The 15435-nt window shown below is 58.8% G+C and carries 13 protein-coding genes and 1 tRNA gene; 10 read left to right on the top strand and 4 right to left on the bottom strand.

Annotated elements, in window-relative coordinates; translation table 11 throughout:
- Positions 1–178: 178 nt before the first annotated feature.
- The 3 genes from H6G07_RS20300 (at position 179) to H6G07_RS20290 (ending at position 3761) form a co-directional block, all read left to right on the top strand.
- Positions 179–1336: a DegT/DnrJ/EryC1/StrS family aminotransferase gene (locus H6G07_RS20300; protein ID WP_073610107.1), complete on the top strand. Its 1158-nt coding sequence runs from the start codon at positions 179–181 to the stop codon at positions 1334–1336.
- Positions 1337–1599: 263 nt separating this feature from the next.
- The gene (locus H6G07_RS20295) at positions 1600–3282 is read left to right on the top strand and encodes an ABC1 kinase family protein (protein ID WP_073610106.1); all 1683 of its coding nucleotides are present in this window, start codon (positions 1600–1602) and stop codon (positions 3280–3282) included.
- A 116-nt stretch (positions 3283–3398) separates the two neighbouring features.
- A complete protein-coding gene (locus H6G07_RS20290; RefSeq protein WP_073610105.1) occupies positions 3399–3761 on the top strand; it encodes a hypothetical protein in 363 nt (120 codons plus the stop codon).
- Here H6G07_RS20290 and H6G07_RS20285 read toward each other — a convergent pair.
- The gene (locus H6G07_RS20285) at positions 3747–4118 is read right to left on the bottom strand and encodes an ATP-binding protein (RefSeq protein WP_190740759.1); all 372 of its coding nucleotides are present in this window, start codon (positions 4116–4118) and stop codon (positions 3747–3749) included. The two genes, H6G07_RS20290 and H6G07_RS20285, sit on opposite strands and share 15 nt — an antisense overlap.
- Positions 4119–4403: 285 nt before the next feature.
- Here H6G07_RS20285 and H6G07_RS20280 point away from each other — a divergent pair, with 285 nt between their 5' ends.
- Entirely contained in the window at positions 4404–6311 is a 1908-nt protein-coding gene (locus tag H6G07_RS20280; RefSeq protein WP_199312283.1) for a DMT family transporter, read from the top strand.
- Between the two features lie 205 nt (positions 6312–6516).
- Here the strand turns inward: H6G07_RS20280 and H6G07_RS20275 are convergent.
- Positions 6517–6603, bottom strand: a tRNA-Ser gene (locus tag H6G07_RS20275).
- 278 nt (positions 6604–6881) lie between these two features.
- Between H6G07_RS20275 and H6G07_RS20270 the strand changes: the two genes are divergently transcribed.
- The 6 genes from H6G07_RS20270 (at position 6882) to H6G07_RS20245 (ending at position 12034) form a co-directional block, all read left to right on the top strand.
- Positions 6882–7250, top strand: coding sequence for a 2Fe-2S iron-sulfur cluster-binding protein (locus tag H6G07_RS20270; protein ID WP_073610103.1), 369 nt, complete (start codon positions 6882–6884; stop codon positions 7248–7250).
- A gap of 57 nt (positions 7251–7307) precedes the next feature.
- Positions 7308–8141 carry an inositol monophosphatase family protein gene (locus H6G07_RS20265; RefSeq protein ID WP_073610102.1) on the top strand — a complete coding sequence of 278 codons (834 nt, stop codon included), beginning with the start codon at positions 7308–7310 and terminating at the stop codon, positions 8139–8141.
- A gap of 146 nt (positions 8142–8287) precedes the next feature.
- Positions 8288–9244, top strand: a complete 957-nt coding sequence (locus H6G07_RS20260) for a J domain-containing protein (protein ID WP_084173422.1) — start codon at positions 8288–8290, stop codon at positions 9242–9244.
- Positions 9244–10506 carry an ATP phosphoribosyltransferase regulatory subunit gene (locus H6G07_RS20255; protein ID WP_073610100.1) on the top strand — a complete coding sequence of 421 codons (1263 nt, stop codon included), beginning with the start codon at positions 9244–9246 and terminating at the stop codon, positions 10504–10506. The genes H6G07_RS20260 and H6G07_RS20255 overlap by 1 nt, the downstream gene beginning before the upstream one ends.
- 130 nt (positions 10507–10636) lie before the next feature.
- Complete coding sequence (locus H6G07_RS20250; protein ID WP_073610099.1) at positions 10637–10864, top strand: ferredoxin family protein; 228 nt, start codon at positions 10637–10639, stop codon at positions 10862–10864.
- A gap of 60 nt (positions 10865–10924) precedes the next feature.
- Positions 10925–12034 carry a sensor histidine kinase gene (locus H6G07_RS20245; RefSeq protein WP_073610098.1) on the top strand — a complete coding sequence of 370 codons (1110 nt, stop codon included), beginning with the start codon at positions 10925–10927 and terminating at the stop codon, positions 12032–12034.
- Positions 12035–12049: 15 nt separating this feature from the next.
- On the opposite strand, the gene menD is transcribed toward H6G07_RS20245, so the two are convergent.
- Together menD and H6G07_RS20235 are read right to left on the bottom strand one after the other, a co-directional pair.
- Positions 12050–13831, bottom strand: coding sequence for a 2-succinyl-5-enolpyruvyl-6-hydroxy-3-cyclohexene-1-carboxylic-acid synthase (gene menD, locus H6G07_RS20240; protein ID WP_073610097.1), 1782 nt, complete (start codon positions 13829–13831; stop codon positions 12050–12052).
- A gap of 17 nt (positions 13832–13848) precedes the next feature.
- Entirely contained in the window at positions 13849–15285 is a 1437-nt protein-coding gene (locus H6G07_RS20235; protein WP_073610096.1) for an isochorismate synthase, read from the bottom strand.
- Positions 15286–15435: the final 150 nt, after the last annotated feature.

Below are 15435 nucleotides of genomic sequence, written 5' to 3'. Positions count from 1 at the left end.
CAGGGATAGACGCGCCAGTAGAAGTAAGGGATGAATTGAGCACGGGAAACTCCTAAACCACGGGGCCATGGATAGATTGGGACAGAGGCTGCGATCGCTCTTTAGGCAGCACCCAACACACTCGAGGGGGCCGTGGGGTAGGGTAAACTAGGCCTATCCACTAGGTGAGTGTGAGCGAGTGAGTGTAATTCCTCCTGTTGATCTTACGGAGCAGTTTCAAGCAATTCAAGCTGATGTGAATGCTGCCGTGGCCGAGGTGCTGGCCTCTGGACAATACATCAATGGCCCCATCGTCGAAACCTTTACCCGAGCCTTTGGAGACTATGTAGGCACAAAGCACTGTATTGGGTGCAACTCCGGCACGGACGCCCTATACCTAGCTCTGCGGGCTTTGAATATTGGCCCCGGCGACGAGGTAATCACTTCACCCTTTACATTTATTGCCACGGCGGAAGCGATTAGTGCCGTGGGGGCAACGCCGGTGTTTGTCGATATTGACCTCGACACCTTCAACATAGATGTGGCCAAAATTGAGGCTGCGGTCAGCGATCGCACTCGGGCTATCATGCCCGTGCATCTGTTTGGTCGGCCTGTGGATATGGGGCCAATCATGGATTTAGCGGCCCGCTATGACCTGACAGTGATCGAAGACTGTGCCCAAGCCACTGGCGCGGAGTGGATGGGGCAGCAGGTCGGTCGGGTTGGGCAGGTGGGCTGCTTTAGCTTTTTCCCTACAAAAAACCTGGGGGGCTGTGGCGACGGCGGTGCCCTGACCACCAACGACGACAATCTAGCCGCTACTGCCCGCATGTTGAGTGAACACGGCAGCCGGGTAAAGTATCACCACGAGGCCATTGGCGTTAACAGCCGTCTCGACTCGGTGCAGGCCGCTATTTTGGCCATTAAGCTACGCTACCTCGATCGCTGGAACCAGCAGCGATCGCAGGTAGCCGATCGCTACCATCACCTGCTAGTCCCAGTTACCGAAGTCGTGCGGCCCCTGCCCGTAACCTTTGGCCGCTCGGTATGGAACCAGTACACCCTGCGCCTCCCCCAAGCCACCGCTGAGGGCCAAGAGCGCAATCAGGTGCAACAGCTAATGCGAGAGGCTGGCGTGATCTGCATGGTGTACTATCCAGTGCCGCTGCACCTACAGCCCGTTTACCGCAGCTTGGGCTACCAGCCGGGCGATCTTCCCCAGGCAGAAGCTGCGGCCCAGCAGGTGCTGTCGCTGCCCATGTTCCCCGAGCTGGGAGCAGCGGCTCAGGAGCAGGTGGTGCAAACGCTGAAATCTGTGTTGACTGAGGTAGGGCTCAAGGCTGCCCAGTACTGCTAACCCCGCCGTCCCAATTTTTTATAAACCAGAATTTCGACAAGCCCTGAATCTCTCACTGGGCTTAGTCGAATTTGTTTGTAGTTTTATATACTATATTTAAGGTAGATTAACCCAGCTTAGGGGTTCTCGATCGCCGCTTGTCGCAACGCGCATTTTGCCCGTTGACGGCATCGCTAAACCAGCGACAGCCCCACCCGCTAGGGCAGCACCGCACAGTCATGTAAGGGGCAGGTGGCATAGTGGCAACGACAGATCCGGCTTTGATGGGCACCTACGATGCAGCGGCGATCGCCCGCTACTTTCGCTGGCGACTGGGCACCCTAGCCTGGAGAGTTTTACAAATTTTGTGGTGGTTGGGCACCTTTGTGCTGGGCCTCCAGATGGATCAGTGGTTTGGCTGGGAGGAGAAAAATCGCCCCCGGCGGGCCATTCAGCTGCGCCAGGTGTTAACCAACCTGGGGCCGACGTTTATTAAAGTTGGGCAGGCGCTCTCTACCCGGCCCGACTTGGTGCGGCAAGACTTTCTCGATGAGCTTACCAAGCTGCAAGACCAGCTGCCACCCTTTCCCACTGCCAAGGCGATGGCGATCGTAGAGGCAGAACTCAACTACAGCCCCGAAGAAATTTTTAGTAATCTATCAGCTCTGCCTGTAGCCGCCGCTAGTCTGGGTCAGGTCTATCGAGGTCGACTATTCACCGGGGAGGAAGTCGCCGTCAAGGTGCAGCGCCCATACCTACGCCCGGTGCTGTGCCGAGACCTCTATCTAATGCGCTGGGCCGCGCGCTGGCTGGGCAACTTTTTGCCCCTTAACCTAGGGCACGACCTGACCCTGATTGTGGATGAGTTTGGCACCAAGCTGTTTGAGGAAATCGACTACCTCAACGAAGGCCGCAACGCCGAGCGATTTGCCGCCAATTTCAAAGATGACCCCACGGTTAAGGTGCCCGCTATCTACTGGCCCTACTGTAGTCAGCGGGTGCTCACCCTCGAGTGGATCGACGGCTGCAAACTCACCGATACAGTTTCGCTCAAAGAGGACAACCTTGACCCCGATCGCCTGATTGAAATTGGCGTGACGGCAGGGCTGCGCCAGCTGCTAGAGTTTGGTTTTTTCCACGCTGACCCTCACCCCGGCAACCTGTTTGCCCTAGCCGATGGGCGCATGGCCTATATCGACTTCGGTATGATGGATCAGCTCGATCAGCTCACCAAAGAAACCCTGGTGGATGCGGTCGTACACTTAATTAACCAAGACTTCGACAACCTGGGACGAGACTTTGTCAAGCTGGGTTTTCTTACGCCTGAAACCGACCTTGGCCCAATTATCCCTGCCCTTCAACGGGTGTTGGGCGGTGCCCTAGGCGCTAAGGTGAGCGACTTTAACTTCAAGACCGTCACCGATCAGTTTTCAGAGCTGATGTACGAATACCCATTTCGGGTGCCAGCCAAGTTTGCTCTGATCATTCGCTCGCTGGTCACCCAGGAGGGTCTGGCTTTGAGCCTCAACCCTGACTTTAAAATTATCAATGTGGCCTACCCCTACGTGGCCCGTCGCCTGCTGGTGGGTGAAACCCCGGCCCTGCGCCAGCGGCTGCTAGAGGTGTTGTTTCAAGACGGTCAACTCCAGTGGCAGCGGCTGGAAAACATGCTGGCGATCGCCCAGGGAGATACCGGCTTCGATCTGCTACCCACGGCGGGAATGGGCATTCGTTACCTCATGTCTGAGGAAGGGATGCACCTGCGCCAGATGATTGTGCTGGCTCTAACCGAGGACGACCGGCTGCACACCCAGGAAGTGCAGCGGCTGTGGTCGCTGGTGAAGGACGATATCACCCTTGACCGAGTGCTGGGGGTGGCCTGGGGAGCATTAACTAGCTATTCCCTAGAGCGGGCGGAACAGCTAGTACCGGTCGTTGGTGATCTACGCCAGGTGTTGCGTTCTTAGGCCAAGGGCAAGCTCAGCTAGGTTGTAGTCAGGGCGGCTGGGTACAGGGTGAGGGGTAGGGACGGCTCTCCCCTATAATCTGGAAAAGTAAACTATTGTTTCGTTTTCCTAAACCCGTGTACCCACAACCGCCCTACGTTTTATTTTTTGCTGGTTTCCTGGCTGCCGTGACTTCGGGCTATGCCTTTAGCACCGCCCTACAGCAGTCGGTTAACGAATGGAACAGCAAGCGCTCGACGCGCATTTTGGCTACCCTGCGCGGCCCTCAGCTACAGATTCCCTTTTTTGGCATCTGTGCCGGGATCTGCGTATTTTTGGCTTCAGGCATTCAGCTATTTGGCTTTTCGGCTAAAGCGGCCTATGCCATGGGGGTGCCGATGACCTTGCTCAGCGGTCTGCTGATCTGGTCACAGCTGGGCAAAATTTTGCTGCTGATTGAAGAAGGCGGCTCTAAGGCTCTAGATCTAGACGCGTTTTAGGGTATTGAGCCTGGAACGGCTTGGGGCAGGGATCATCACTTCAGCATCGGCGACGGTAGACGTGATGGTGAGCTGCCCCTGGTGAGCTTCTACAATGCGCTTGGCGATCGCCAAGCCCAAGCTGTTACCCGAGGTTTTGGTGGTAAAAGGGCTGGGTTGGCTCGGCAACAGTTCTGGCGCGATCGATTTGCCGCCACTGTGAATGCTGACGGTTACCGGGCCGATGGTTAGAAGCTGCACCGCCCAGGTAACAACGCCGATGGGGTCAGCCGCTTGGGCGCTGGAGATGAGATTGATAAAAACCGGCTTGAGCTGGTTGCGATCGCCGCTACCCACCGGGTAGGGCAAAATAGTCACCCGCAGCAACGGCTGCCTAAGGAATTTAACTTCAGCAGCACCGTATTGATGTGGCTGCGCACCTCAACTGCTCGCCAATATCCAGCAGGCAATGGGTTGAGATAGTCTGGCTGTTAACAAATAACTGAGGGATTGCAGCGTTGGGCGAAGCCGGGCCATTCTAAAATCTAACGTTACTAGAGATCTTTTTGAATTTTTTGAGCACAATACTAGCATTCGAGCCGGGGCAGCCCTTAGATTTGCCCACTGACCGCAGTCGATGACCGCATCCTGAGAGACATACCCATGGGGCCCTCTGACCATCTACCCGATTTCGACTCTCCCCAGCCTGAACCCCAGTCGGCTGAGGCCATCCTGCAGGTCTTGGGCCACGACCTCGAAACCCTGCGCCACCAGGTCGCAGGCTACCTGTCCGAAGACATCGCCCATCTTCAGACGAAGAAGCAGCGGTTGATGGCCGACATTGAGGCTTTAGAGGGGGATTTTGAAACCCTTCAAGCGCAGCACCAGCAGCTGCAAACCACCTATGCCGAAGGGCTGAGCCAGCAGCAAATCGCCCAGCAGCAGGCCTGGGCCAAACGCCTAGCGATCGCCCTGGCCACCCACCTGCAAGGACGGCTCGAAACCGCTCTAGCCAACGCGCACCCTAACACTCTCCAGGCCGCTCCCTACGAGGCCGCAATTCCTCCTTTAGCTAATGCCAGCCAGCGCCTAGCCGCCCTTGACGCGACACTCCAAAGCACCCTGGCCTCTCTACAACACGATCTGACTAGCTATCAGAGCAACATCTCTCAACAGCTCAACCGCATGCAGAGTGTTGAACAGCAGGGGGAGGCCATCTTAGAAGCCCTGGTCGCCCGGCTCAGTCAACAGCTACAAAGCCAAATGGTGCAACCCCCAGAGACCGCCGCCCCCATTCGGAACAGCCACAGCACCCTGCCCGCTAAGCCCGGTACTCTGGCAGAACCGGCACTACCCCCAAACCCCTATCGAGGGCCTCAGCTAAACCCAGGTTACTCAGGGTCAGAATCTACGCCCCCTGACCACGCTCCACTGCCGCAATCCATCGCCCAGCACCCGCCAGTGTCTCGGCTGCGATCGCAGCCCAACCCCGCAGCAACTGCGCTTCCGGAAAGCAGCCGCCGCGCCTCCCCTAGCGATCTCCAGCTCGGGCTGCTGATGGTGGTGCTCTCAACCTTGGCCCTGTCACTGCACAACGTCATTGTGGGTGTCATCGGCTACGGTGGACAGCTGCTAGGGCTGATTCCGGTGGCGGAGGTCTTGCCCCTAACAATTCCAAACTCGCTGCTGCTGCTGTGGCTGCGCATGGTGGTTGTCGTGCCCCTGTTGGCGCTGGTAGCCCCCCGTCTCTATCCCAATGTCGGCAACGATTTGCGCCAGATCTTCCACCGTGACCAGAGGCGTCCGTTGGCACAGGTAGTCGCCAGCGGCTTCTTCTTGTTTTTGTCGCAGGTGCTGATCTATAAAGCGATCGCCGATGTCGGCCCCGGCGTAGCGGTGACGCTGCTGTTTATGTATCCGCTAATCACGGTGCCGCTGGCCTGGTTTTTGTTTGGCGATCGCCCGACCCCCCTGCGCCTGGTAGTGATGTTTGCCATCACTATGGGCATTGTATTCACGGCCCTACCTCGCATCTACTCTGACCTCAGCGGCAACGGCGTATCGCTATGGGGAGTAGGAGCCGCACTGCTAGCTAGCGTTGCCTTTTCGCTATTTTTAATCGCCATGCAGCTATGCTTTAAGCGGCTGCACCCAGTCTCGGTCAGCCTGCTTCAGTTTTCGACTATTTTTGTTCTCACCAGTGTAATTTTGATCGTGGGGTCTTTCTTTGGCCTCGACCCTGGTGAGCCCACCCGTCCCCTGGGCCTATATATCGGGGCCGGGCTGCTGGGGCTGCTGACGCTACTGGGCTATCTGTTTAACAACTACGGTGTCAAGCTGCTTGGGGCATCCCAGGCCTCGATCGTAGCGGCTAGCGGGCCGGTAGTGACCGCCATTTTGGCCTACTTAATCACCCCCGGCGAAAAGTCGGCCCTGCTGTTTATTCAGTGGATGGGGGTGGTTTTAGTCACGCTGGGCGTGATCTCCCTCAGCCTAGAGCGCCTTGCCAGCCAGCGACGTCAGGCCAAACGACGCAGTGCTATCCCTCCCAACACAGGGCAGTGGCCCTAGCGCGCGCGTCTGGGTAAGGCAGGGTTCAGCTACGGAAATACTGGCTTGCGGGTTGGCAAATTAAGAGGGTGGCAGGTTAGATACTCTAACTTGCCACCCTGTTTAATTTAGGAACACCTCAGGTTCAATGCCCAGCTCAGCAGCTGAGTAAAAAACCAGCTAAATCCTGACATCCTCAGGGAATCAGCAGTGAACTTGACTAAAACGGAGAGAGAGGGATTCGAACCCTCGTTAAGGTCACCCCTAAACAGCATTTCCAGTGCTGCGCCTTCAACCGCTCGGCCATCTCTCCAGGGGGCGGTTCATCACCGCTGAGAGGCTATCGTAGCAAACTATGGAGCCAGAGAACAGGGGCCACGCTAGTTTCTATTGCAGAATTAGGCTTGTCTGCCCCAGGAGAATTGTTTCGTGAGAGCATAGCAGGGTAATTGACATCGGGGCGCTGGCCTGCGATCGCGAAGCGTTCAGGAACCGACTCGGAACGAGTATCCGTTCCGGAATCGCCCCCTCGACCCGATTTACTCGATTTATTTCCTCCCCACCGTTACTCCGCCAACCCCGACCTACCCCATGGCCCGCACCCACACCATCACTGTCCACCATCGCCAGACCGGGCGCATATACACCGTAGAGGTGCCCGAAGACCGCTACATTCTTCAAGCCGCCGAGAGCCAGGGAGTCGAGCTGCCGTTTGCCTGCCGCAACGGTGCCTGCACCACCTGTGCGGTACGCCTGCTAGAGGGCGAAGTTGAGCAGCCCGAGGCCATGGGGCTCTCCCCAGATCTGCGCGATCGAGGTTATGCGCTGCTGTGCGTCAGCTATCCCCGCAGCAACATCCAGGCCGAAACCCAAGATGAAGACGAGGTTTATGAGCTTCAGTTTGGCCGCTACTTTGGCAAAGGCAAAGTGCGCCGAGGGCTGCCCTTAGAAGAAGACTAATCAGCCTCCTCCTGTTACCTTGAGTTGCTCCAACGATTAACCCCAACGATTAATTCCATGTCTCTTCCTGCCGAGTCTGATTTACAACGCTGGTTAGACAGCGCCACCGAGGCTGCCCTAGCCGCCGGAGCGGTGCTCCAGCACCACTGGGGCAACCTCACCACCATTGACGAAAAAGGTCGGTCTGGCGATTTGGTCACCGAAGCCGATCGCGGCGCAGAGGCGGCTGTTATGGCCGTACTAGAGCGGCACCTGCCCGCTGACCACGGCATTTTAGCTGAAGAGTCCGGCGTGATTAGAGACCGAGGAACTGACCTTCTATGGGCCATAGACCCCCTCGACGGCACTACCAACTACACCCACCAGTACCCTTTCTGTGCGGTGTCCATCGGGCTGCTAGCTGAGGGAGAGCCGGTGCTGGGGGTGATTTATGACCCGATTCACCGCGACCTCTTTCGCGCAGCAAGGGGCTTAGGGGCCACCCTGAACCGCAGCCCAATCCGGGTTTCGACCACGGATCAGCTAGCCCAGAGTCTGCTGGTAACCGGCTTCGCCTACGATCGCCGCGAAACCCCCGACAACAACTACGCCGAATTTTGCCACTTCACCCACCTCACCCAAGGGGTGCGCCGTGGGGGGTCTGCCGCCATTGACCTCGCCTATGTCGCCTGCGGTCGCCTGGATGGCTATTGGGAGCGAGGGCTGTCGCCTTGGGATATCGCTGCTGGAATTGCGATCGTGCAAGAAGCTGGGGGCCAGGTGACCGCCTACGATAGTTCGCCGCTAGACGTGATGTCGGGGCGACTGTTGGCCACTAACGGCCAGATTCATAGGGCCATGAGCCAGACCCTTGGAAAAGTTCAGCCGCTAGTGCTACCATCCCTCACCTAGCCAGTTCGCAACCCGATCTGCGGTTCTAGTTGGCCTCAAGCCGCTAAAAGAACCAGGGGATGGTTAAACTGAGGTTGGCTGGGTAGAGTGAAAAGAATTTAATTAATGTCTTATTGCTCCCTGAGTCGTCCCTCGGGTAAGTGACCATGAAACCAGATCAAGGGCTGTTTCAACTTGACTTTGATGATCATCACGCTGTGCTGGGAGTACCAGTAACCGCTGATGCTAAGGCCGTGCGCAAGCGATACCTAACGATCGCCCGCATGCTGCATCCCGACAGTTTGTCTGGATCCACTACTATTGATGCCCAGCGGGCCAGTGACGTTCTCTCCAAGTTGGTCAACCCCGCCTACGAGGCCCTGACCCAAGAAAAATCAAGCACTGAGCATGGCATTATGCTCAAGCTCAAAGGGCAGTCCCTGCGCCAAGTCGGCACAGCACCTACAGTTAGTTCTACAGAAGCTCAAACCCTGCTCAAAGCTCCCCATGCCGATGCGGCCTACCGTAAAGCCGTTAGCAGCTTAGCCGAAAGCCAATTCGACGACTTGGAGAACGTGACTGGGGTAATCGGCCAACTGAGTGAGCTCAACCTCATCTATCTGTACCGCAGCAGCGCCAACGATGGCCCGTCGGCTGGTTCCCCCGCCAGCGCCGCCAAACCGCGACCCAATGCCGCCCCTAGCAGCCCCACAACGACAGTGCCAACGCCCAGGCAAAATCAAGCGGCTATTCTAGAGAGTTACGTTAACCGAGCCCAGGAGTACGATCAAAACCGCGATTATAGCCGGGCCATTTTAGAGCTGCGGGAAGCCGTCAAAGCCTATCCCAATAACGTTCAGTGCCACAGTTACCTGTCGGCGATTTATCTCAAAGCCGGTCAGAACACCATGGCCCGCATCCACGCTAAACGCGCCCTCGAGATTGACCCCAATGACGAAAGAGCGCAATCCGTTCAGGCTCGGGTAGAAAAAGCTAGCGGTGGGTCTACCACTGGGTCAGCCCAAACCGCTCAATCTAAGGGAGGAAATGCCAAAGCCTCTAATCCCAAATCGGCCAATCAGGGAGGTGGCTTCTTTGGCCTGTTTGGAGGCAAGAAGAAGTAATGACCTACCAACCTCCTGCTGGGGCGCGCGACCTACTACCCCTCGATGTCGCCCAGAAATACTGGATTGAGAATCGCCTAGAACAGGTATTTCAGCGCTGGGGCTACCACCGCATTATCACCTCCACCGTAGAGCGGATGGATACCCTAATGGCTGGGGGAGCCATCGATCAAGAAGCAGTGATTGAGCTTCAACCCGTCGCGGGTAAGCGGTTGGGGCTGCGGCCTGAGCTGACCGCCTCGATTGCCCGCACCGCTGTCACCCGCCTGGCTAGAGTGACTTATCCCCAGCGGCTCTACTACAACGCCAACGTGTTTCGCCAAGCCACCCAGGGCAGTCACGGGGGCCAACAGGAGTTTTACCAGGCCGGAGTCGAGCTACTCGGGGCCGGAGCAACGGTGGCCGATGCCGAGATCGTGTTGCTGCTGCTGGACTGCCTCCATAGCCTTGCCCTCGACTCCTGGTGCCTAATATTGGGCGATGCCCAGCTCACCCAGGCGTTGCTCACCCCCTTTGCGCCCGACCAACGCCAGGCTGTGCGCCAGGCCCTCGCTGCCCTCGACCGGGTAGCCCTCGATGGCATAGGGTTATCCCCTGACCTGCACCGGCATGCCCTGCACCTGCTCGACCTGCGGGGGCACCCAGAGGACGTGCTTCAGGCATTGGGGCAGTTGGCCTTAGAGGCCGAGGCCGAGACAGCGGTAGAGCGGCTTAAGTCGCTCATTGCCCTGGTACGAGACGTGATCAACCCAGGCGGCGAGGGTCAGCGGTTGGCCCCAGGGAGCCAACGCCCCGCCCCTGCCCTGACGCTCGATCTCAGCCTCATTCAACCCTTTGACTACTACACTGGGCTGGTGTTTGAGGTGGTCACTGGCCCTGAGCAGGGCTGCCAGGTGCTTGGGCAAGGGGGCCGCTATGACCACCTACTGGGTGTCTTTCAGGGGCAGGGGCAGGGGTTTCCGGGCATTGGCTTTGTGCTAAATATCGAGGCCCTGCACCAGGCGCTGCTGCCCACGGGCTATCTGCCCCAAGATACCCCCCCCAGCGATTGGCTGGTGGTGCCCACCGCGCCCCAGGCAGCAGCAGCAGCCTTTACTTACGCCCAAACCCTGCGAGCGTCAGCCAGTCTGGTGCGGGCCGAGGTGCACCTAGCCGATGGCGAGTCGCCTGCGACTACCCGCGTTCTAGCCCGGCAGCGCCGCATTAGCCGCATCGCTTGGATCGGCCCTGACGGCTTGCCAGAGATTGAAGCGCTGAACTAACGTGGGTGGTGGCAGCAGCCCTGGCTTAAGTTCTGATAGGAAGAGAGTTACAGAGTTGGGGTTAGCCCCAACTGTCTGCCCAGGGGAACGTCAAGTTCCCGATACTATTTTGTGTACGTGAGGAGAGATTGTGGCCCACACCATTGTGACTAACGTTTGTGAGGGCGTCGCCGACTGCGTTGACGCCTGCCCAGTCGCCTGCATCCACGAGGGCCCCGGCAAAAATACCAAGGGCACCGACTGGTACTGGATTGACTTTTCAACCTGCATTGACTGCGGGATTTGCCTCCAGGTGTGCCCTGTGGAAGGCGCTATTCTGCCCGAAGAAAAGCCCGACCTACAAAACACTCCGGCCTAGTTTGGTCTAGCCTAGGGTTCTGAGTTTCCTCTCTGGGCCAAACCAAGGTTGCCCTTTACTATGGCCAAGATTAGCCTTCGTAGTCGTCTTTTTATCTCTCACTTAGCGGTGATGGGAATTGGCATTTTGGCTCTGGCCATCTTTGGCAGGCTTTACACTCCCCGTCTCTTTGTGGTTTCCCTGGAGCGCTATGAAAACGGGGTGCTGAGCGTGCAGCGCCGTACCCAGCTAGTCAAGGGGTTTGAGGCCGCCTGGAGCCGAGGCATGTTGTGGGCAATCTTAGTGGGTGGGGGTACCGCCGGGGGCTTGAGCTACTTGGTGTCTCGGCGCATCATTCGCCCGCTCGATCAGATGACGGAGGTGACGCGATCGTTTGCTGCTGGCCGATTAAACGCCCGCGTGCCGCCCTCAGAAATTTTGGAAATTCAGCGGTTGGCCAGCAGCTTTAACCGCATGGCGGCAGACCTAGAGGGCGTGGAAGAGCACCGCCGCGAGCTGATTGGCGATCTCACCCACGAACTGCGCACCCCGCTAACAATCATCCACGGCTATCTGGAAGGGCTGGCAGATGGCACCGTTGCCCCGGAGCCCGAACTGTATCAACGGCTAGCGGTAGAAACTACGCGCCTCCAGCGCCTGGTCAATGACCTGCAAGAGCTGTCTAAGCTGGAGGCGGGTTATCTACCCATTCAGGCCCAAACGGTGGCGCTGTGCCCACTGCTGACTGCGCTGGTGCGTCCTTTCGCTGACCAGTTTGTCAGCACCGATCGCGTCACGATTACATTGCATTGTCCGTCCGATTTGCCTCTGGTGCACGCCGACCCCAGCCGCATTGAGCAGATTGTGATCAATTTACTGGGCAATGCCCTGCGCTACACCGAGAAGGGCGCAGTTACAGTCAAGGCCTGGGCTCAGGGTGGCCGGGTCTATGTCAGCGTGACTGACACCGGCATTGGGATTGCTGAGGAAGACTTGCCCTACGTGTTTGAGCGATTTTGGCGGGCCGATCGCTCCCGCAACCGCAATTCTGGGGGTACAGGTCTAGGCCTCACTATCTGCCGCCGTTTGGTGGAGGTGCAGGGGGGCAAAATTGAGGTCAAAAGCACCTTGGGCCAGGGCAGTGAGTTTACGTTTTGGCTGCCCCAGGCGAAGGGAAATCAGGGCAAGTAAGGTCGGGTTTGTAGTCTAAGGGTTCTGGTTCAAAAGGTTTGATAGAGCCTCTGGGGGCGTGAGGAGCTGCTGGCGAAGGTTGTGGGATTGGGTGCGATCGCACCGTACCTCCAGTAACCTGACTCCGGTGGTAGGTAAACTGCTGACGCTGGCCGTGAGCTGGCTCCAGGTTTCAACTCGCTCGTAGTTTACTCCGTAGGCGGCGCAGAGGCGGTTGAGATCGACGGTTTGGGGCGTGGTAAAGAAGTCTTCAAACCAGCGTTCGCCAGGGACGGGCAGGGTGGCAACGGGCAGTTGATCAAAGATACCGCCCCCCTGGTTATTCACGACTACCACAGTGAGATGACCCCGCAGGCGCGGCACGCTGAGCCAGCCGTTGGTGTCGTGCAGCAGGGCCAGATCGCCCGTCAGCAGCACCGCAGGCGGGCCACCGTGGGCGATGCCTAGGGCCGTCGACAGTGTGCCGTCAATGCCGTTAGCCCCCCGGTTGCAGTAGGGGCGCAGGGCGCGATCGCCCGGTGGCCAAAACCATTCCACATCGCGGATTGACATACTGTTGGCGATTACTACCGCAGTTTCCTTCGGTAAAGAGCGGGCCAGCAGCCAGGGTATTTTGCCCTCAAAGAGTTGATCCAAATCCGCCAGGGCGCGATCGAGCTGTTGGCGCAGTCCCGCCTCTAGCACCAGCCATTGGTCGTGGTAGCAACCAGGCAGACGCGCTTCTGAAACCGGGGGCAAGACCTGGGCCAGGGTGGTAACGCTGAGGGACAAGGGCGTTACCGGACCGTGGAGAGGGTCGAGGTTGGTGTTTCCAGGGTCAACGACCCAGCGGCGAGGCTGGGCTGTCTGTAGCCACTGGCGCAGTCGTTTGCTGGTGGGCAGCGGACCAAGCTGGATCACCTGCTCAGGCACCAGATCTTTCGCCCAGATGGGCTGTCTCAAGGCGAGGTCGTAGGTGGTGACCAGAGAAGCATTCAACCCAGCCGCATTGCGCAGCGGCGATAGCCCCTCAGCCAGCACTGGCCAGCCCAGGTAGTCGGCTAGAGCCGCAACAGCCTTGCAGTAGCCCAACGGATCGACGGGCTGGACCGGGCCAGCGATGATTAAGCCGCGATCGCATGTCCGCCAGGTCTCCAGCCAGGGCAGAGCTATCCCTAGCGTCGAGACTTCCTCATGCGCTGGCACTCCAACCGCCGCTAGAAAGTCGTCGCTGAGTTCGTCTTTTAAGTGCGTTACCGAGCCATCGGCGATGGGGGCTAAGGGGTCGCGGAAGGGACAGTTGAGGTGCACCGGCCCCGCCACTGGATAGAGCGATCGCCCCCAGGCCTGCCCTAAGATCTGTCGCAGATAGCGCAGCATACCCAGCTCTGCCACGGGCACCGCTAGCTCCGCATACCAGTTTGGGAACGTGCCAAACAGTCTTTGCTGATCGATAGTTTGGCCCGAGGCACAGTCGCGCAGCTCGGGAGGGCGATCGGCCGTCAGCACCAGCAAAGGAATGCGGCTTTCTCGCGCCTCGATAACAGCGGGGTAGTAGTTGGCCCCGGCGGTGCCGGAGGTGCAGACCAAAGCCACCGGTTGCCCGGTCCGCCGAGCCAGGCCCAGGGCGAAAAATGCCGCCGATCGCTCATCGAGCACTGGCACCGCCTCAATCTCAGGATGGCTAACCAGAGCTACAGTCAGCGGCGTGGAGCGTGAACCAGGCGAAATTACAGCGGTTTTGAGCCCCAGCCGAGCCAGTGTGGCCACTAGCACCGAGGCCCAGAGGGCGTTAGTGTTGCGAAAGTCAAAGGTCATGGATCAACAGCAGGGGCCTACACCAGCGACTCGCCCAGGGCGCGCAGCTTGAGCTTAATTTCTGCCCACTCGCGATCGGGGTTAGACCCTGCCACAATACCAGCCCCGGCGTACAGCCGCACCCAAGTATCCGCCACTAAAGCCGAGCGAATGCCCACAATAAACTCGCTGTCGCCATTCGCTCCCACCCACCCCAAGGGAGCCGCGTAGAGCCCTCGATCAAAATCCTCAAAGCGCAGAATCTGGTCGCAGGCTTCGCGGGTTGGTACCCCGGCCACCGCGGGAGTTGGGTGCAGGGCCTCCACGATATGCAGCGGGTGAATATGGCGGGGCACGCGGGCCCGCATCGGCGTATGCAAATGCTGAATGTTGGACAGCCGCCGTACCTTAGGCCGAGGTTGGTACTGGGGCCATAGCCCTACGCTCCGCAGTTGCCGGGCCAAAAACTCTACTACCAGCCGGTGCTCTCCCCGTTCTTTGGGGTTGTGCAACAGCCCCTGGGCGAGATAGTCATCCTGGAATGGTGCCGACCCCCGAGGTGCCGACCCAGCTAAGGCATCGGTGATCAGCTGGCCCTGGGTGAGGCTGAGCAGTCGTTCTGGACTGGCTCCCATAAACGTCTTACCGTTGCCCTGGCCCACCGAAAACACGTGGCAGTCTGGGTAGCGCTGCCGCAGACGCCCTAGAGCCGCCAGAGGCTGGATCGGCTCAGTGCTGACCCAGTCTAGGGCGTGGGCTAGCACAATTTTTTGCACTGGATGCCGGGTCATATAGCCCAGGGCACGATCCACAGCTGTCCTAAACTGTTGGCCAGCCTCGGGCACAGGCTGTACCGGCAGCCGAGCCGGATGCAGCGGATCTCGCCAGGGAGCCGTGCCCAGACGCTCTACGGCGCGCAGCTGGTTGGCCAGGTCATCAATGATGGTTTCTACGTCGGAGGTTGCCGTCACCAGGTAATTCAGCGTCAGGACGCCCTGCTCCCCCTGGCGCACTAGCTGCCACTGAGGTAATACCACCGTCGCCGCTGGAAAGGTCGCCTCGCCATCTTGGGAGTCGGCAAAAAAGGTGAATGCGCAAAAAAATCGGGGTCCATCGGCCCCACTGAGGGCCGCAGCTGGCCCTGCTTCGCTGTAGCGGTGGGTTTTGCTGCGCCACTGCTCAATAAATCGGCGGGCTTGGGCAAACCGGCGCGCACCCGCAGTTTCGTAAACCAGCGCAGCCCCAAATCCCACCACCGATCGCTGGGCGGCGGGGGTTTCAAGGTACAGGTGGCGATCGCTGCTGGGAGCCAGCCGGGCCAACACCACCAGCGGGTCAACCGGAGGGATATCAAAACTCAGGTTCACCAGCTGGGGCTGATGAACCTGCCGCGCCTGACCCAGCCGACGATCTAAAAACCGGTAGGCCGACTGCAACGTCTGGTCGCGATCGGAGCAGTGAGAAACAACGGGCATAAACCTTGGGATTTTAAAGCGGTTTACTGTGTGAGCGGTTAACCTATGTCACGGTTGGCGGTGTTGGCTATAGGATGCCCAACCGCCCCGGTTCCCTGGGCTCACTGAACCCAAACCCCGGCACCCTGACCCAATTTGCCCCGCCCGCTG

It is taken from the genome of Phormidium tenue FACHB-1052 (assembly GCF_014696675.1).
Classification (GTDB): Bacteria; Cyanobacteriota; Cyanobacteriia; order Phormidesmidales; family Phormidesmidaceae; genus Nodosilinea; species Nodosilinea tenuis_A.
This window is presented reverse-complemented; position numbering and strand designations above follow the sequence as displayed.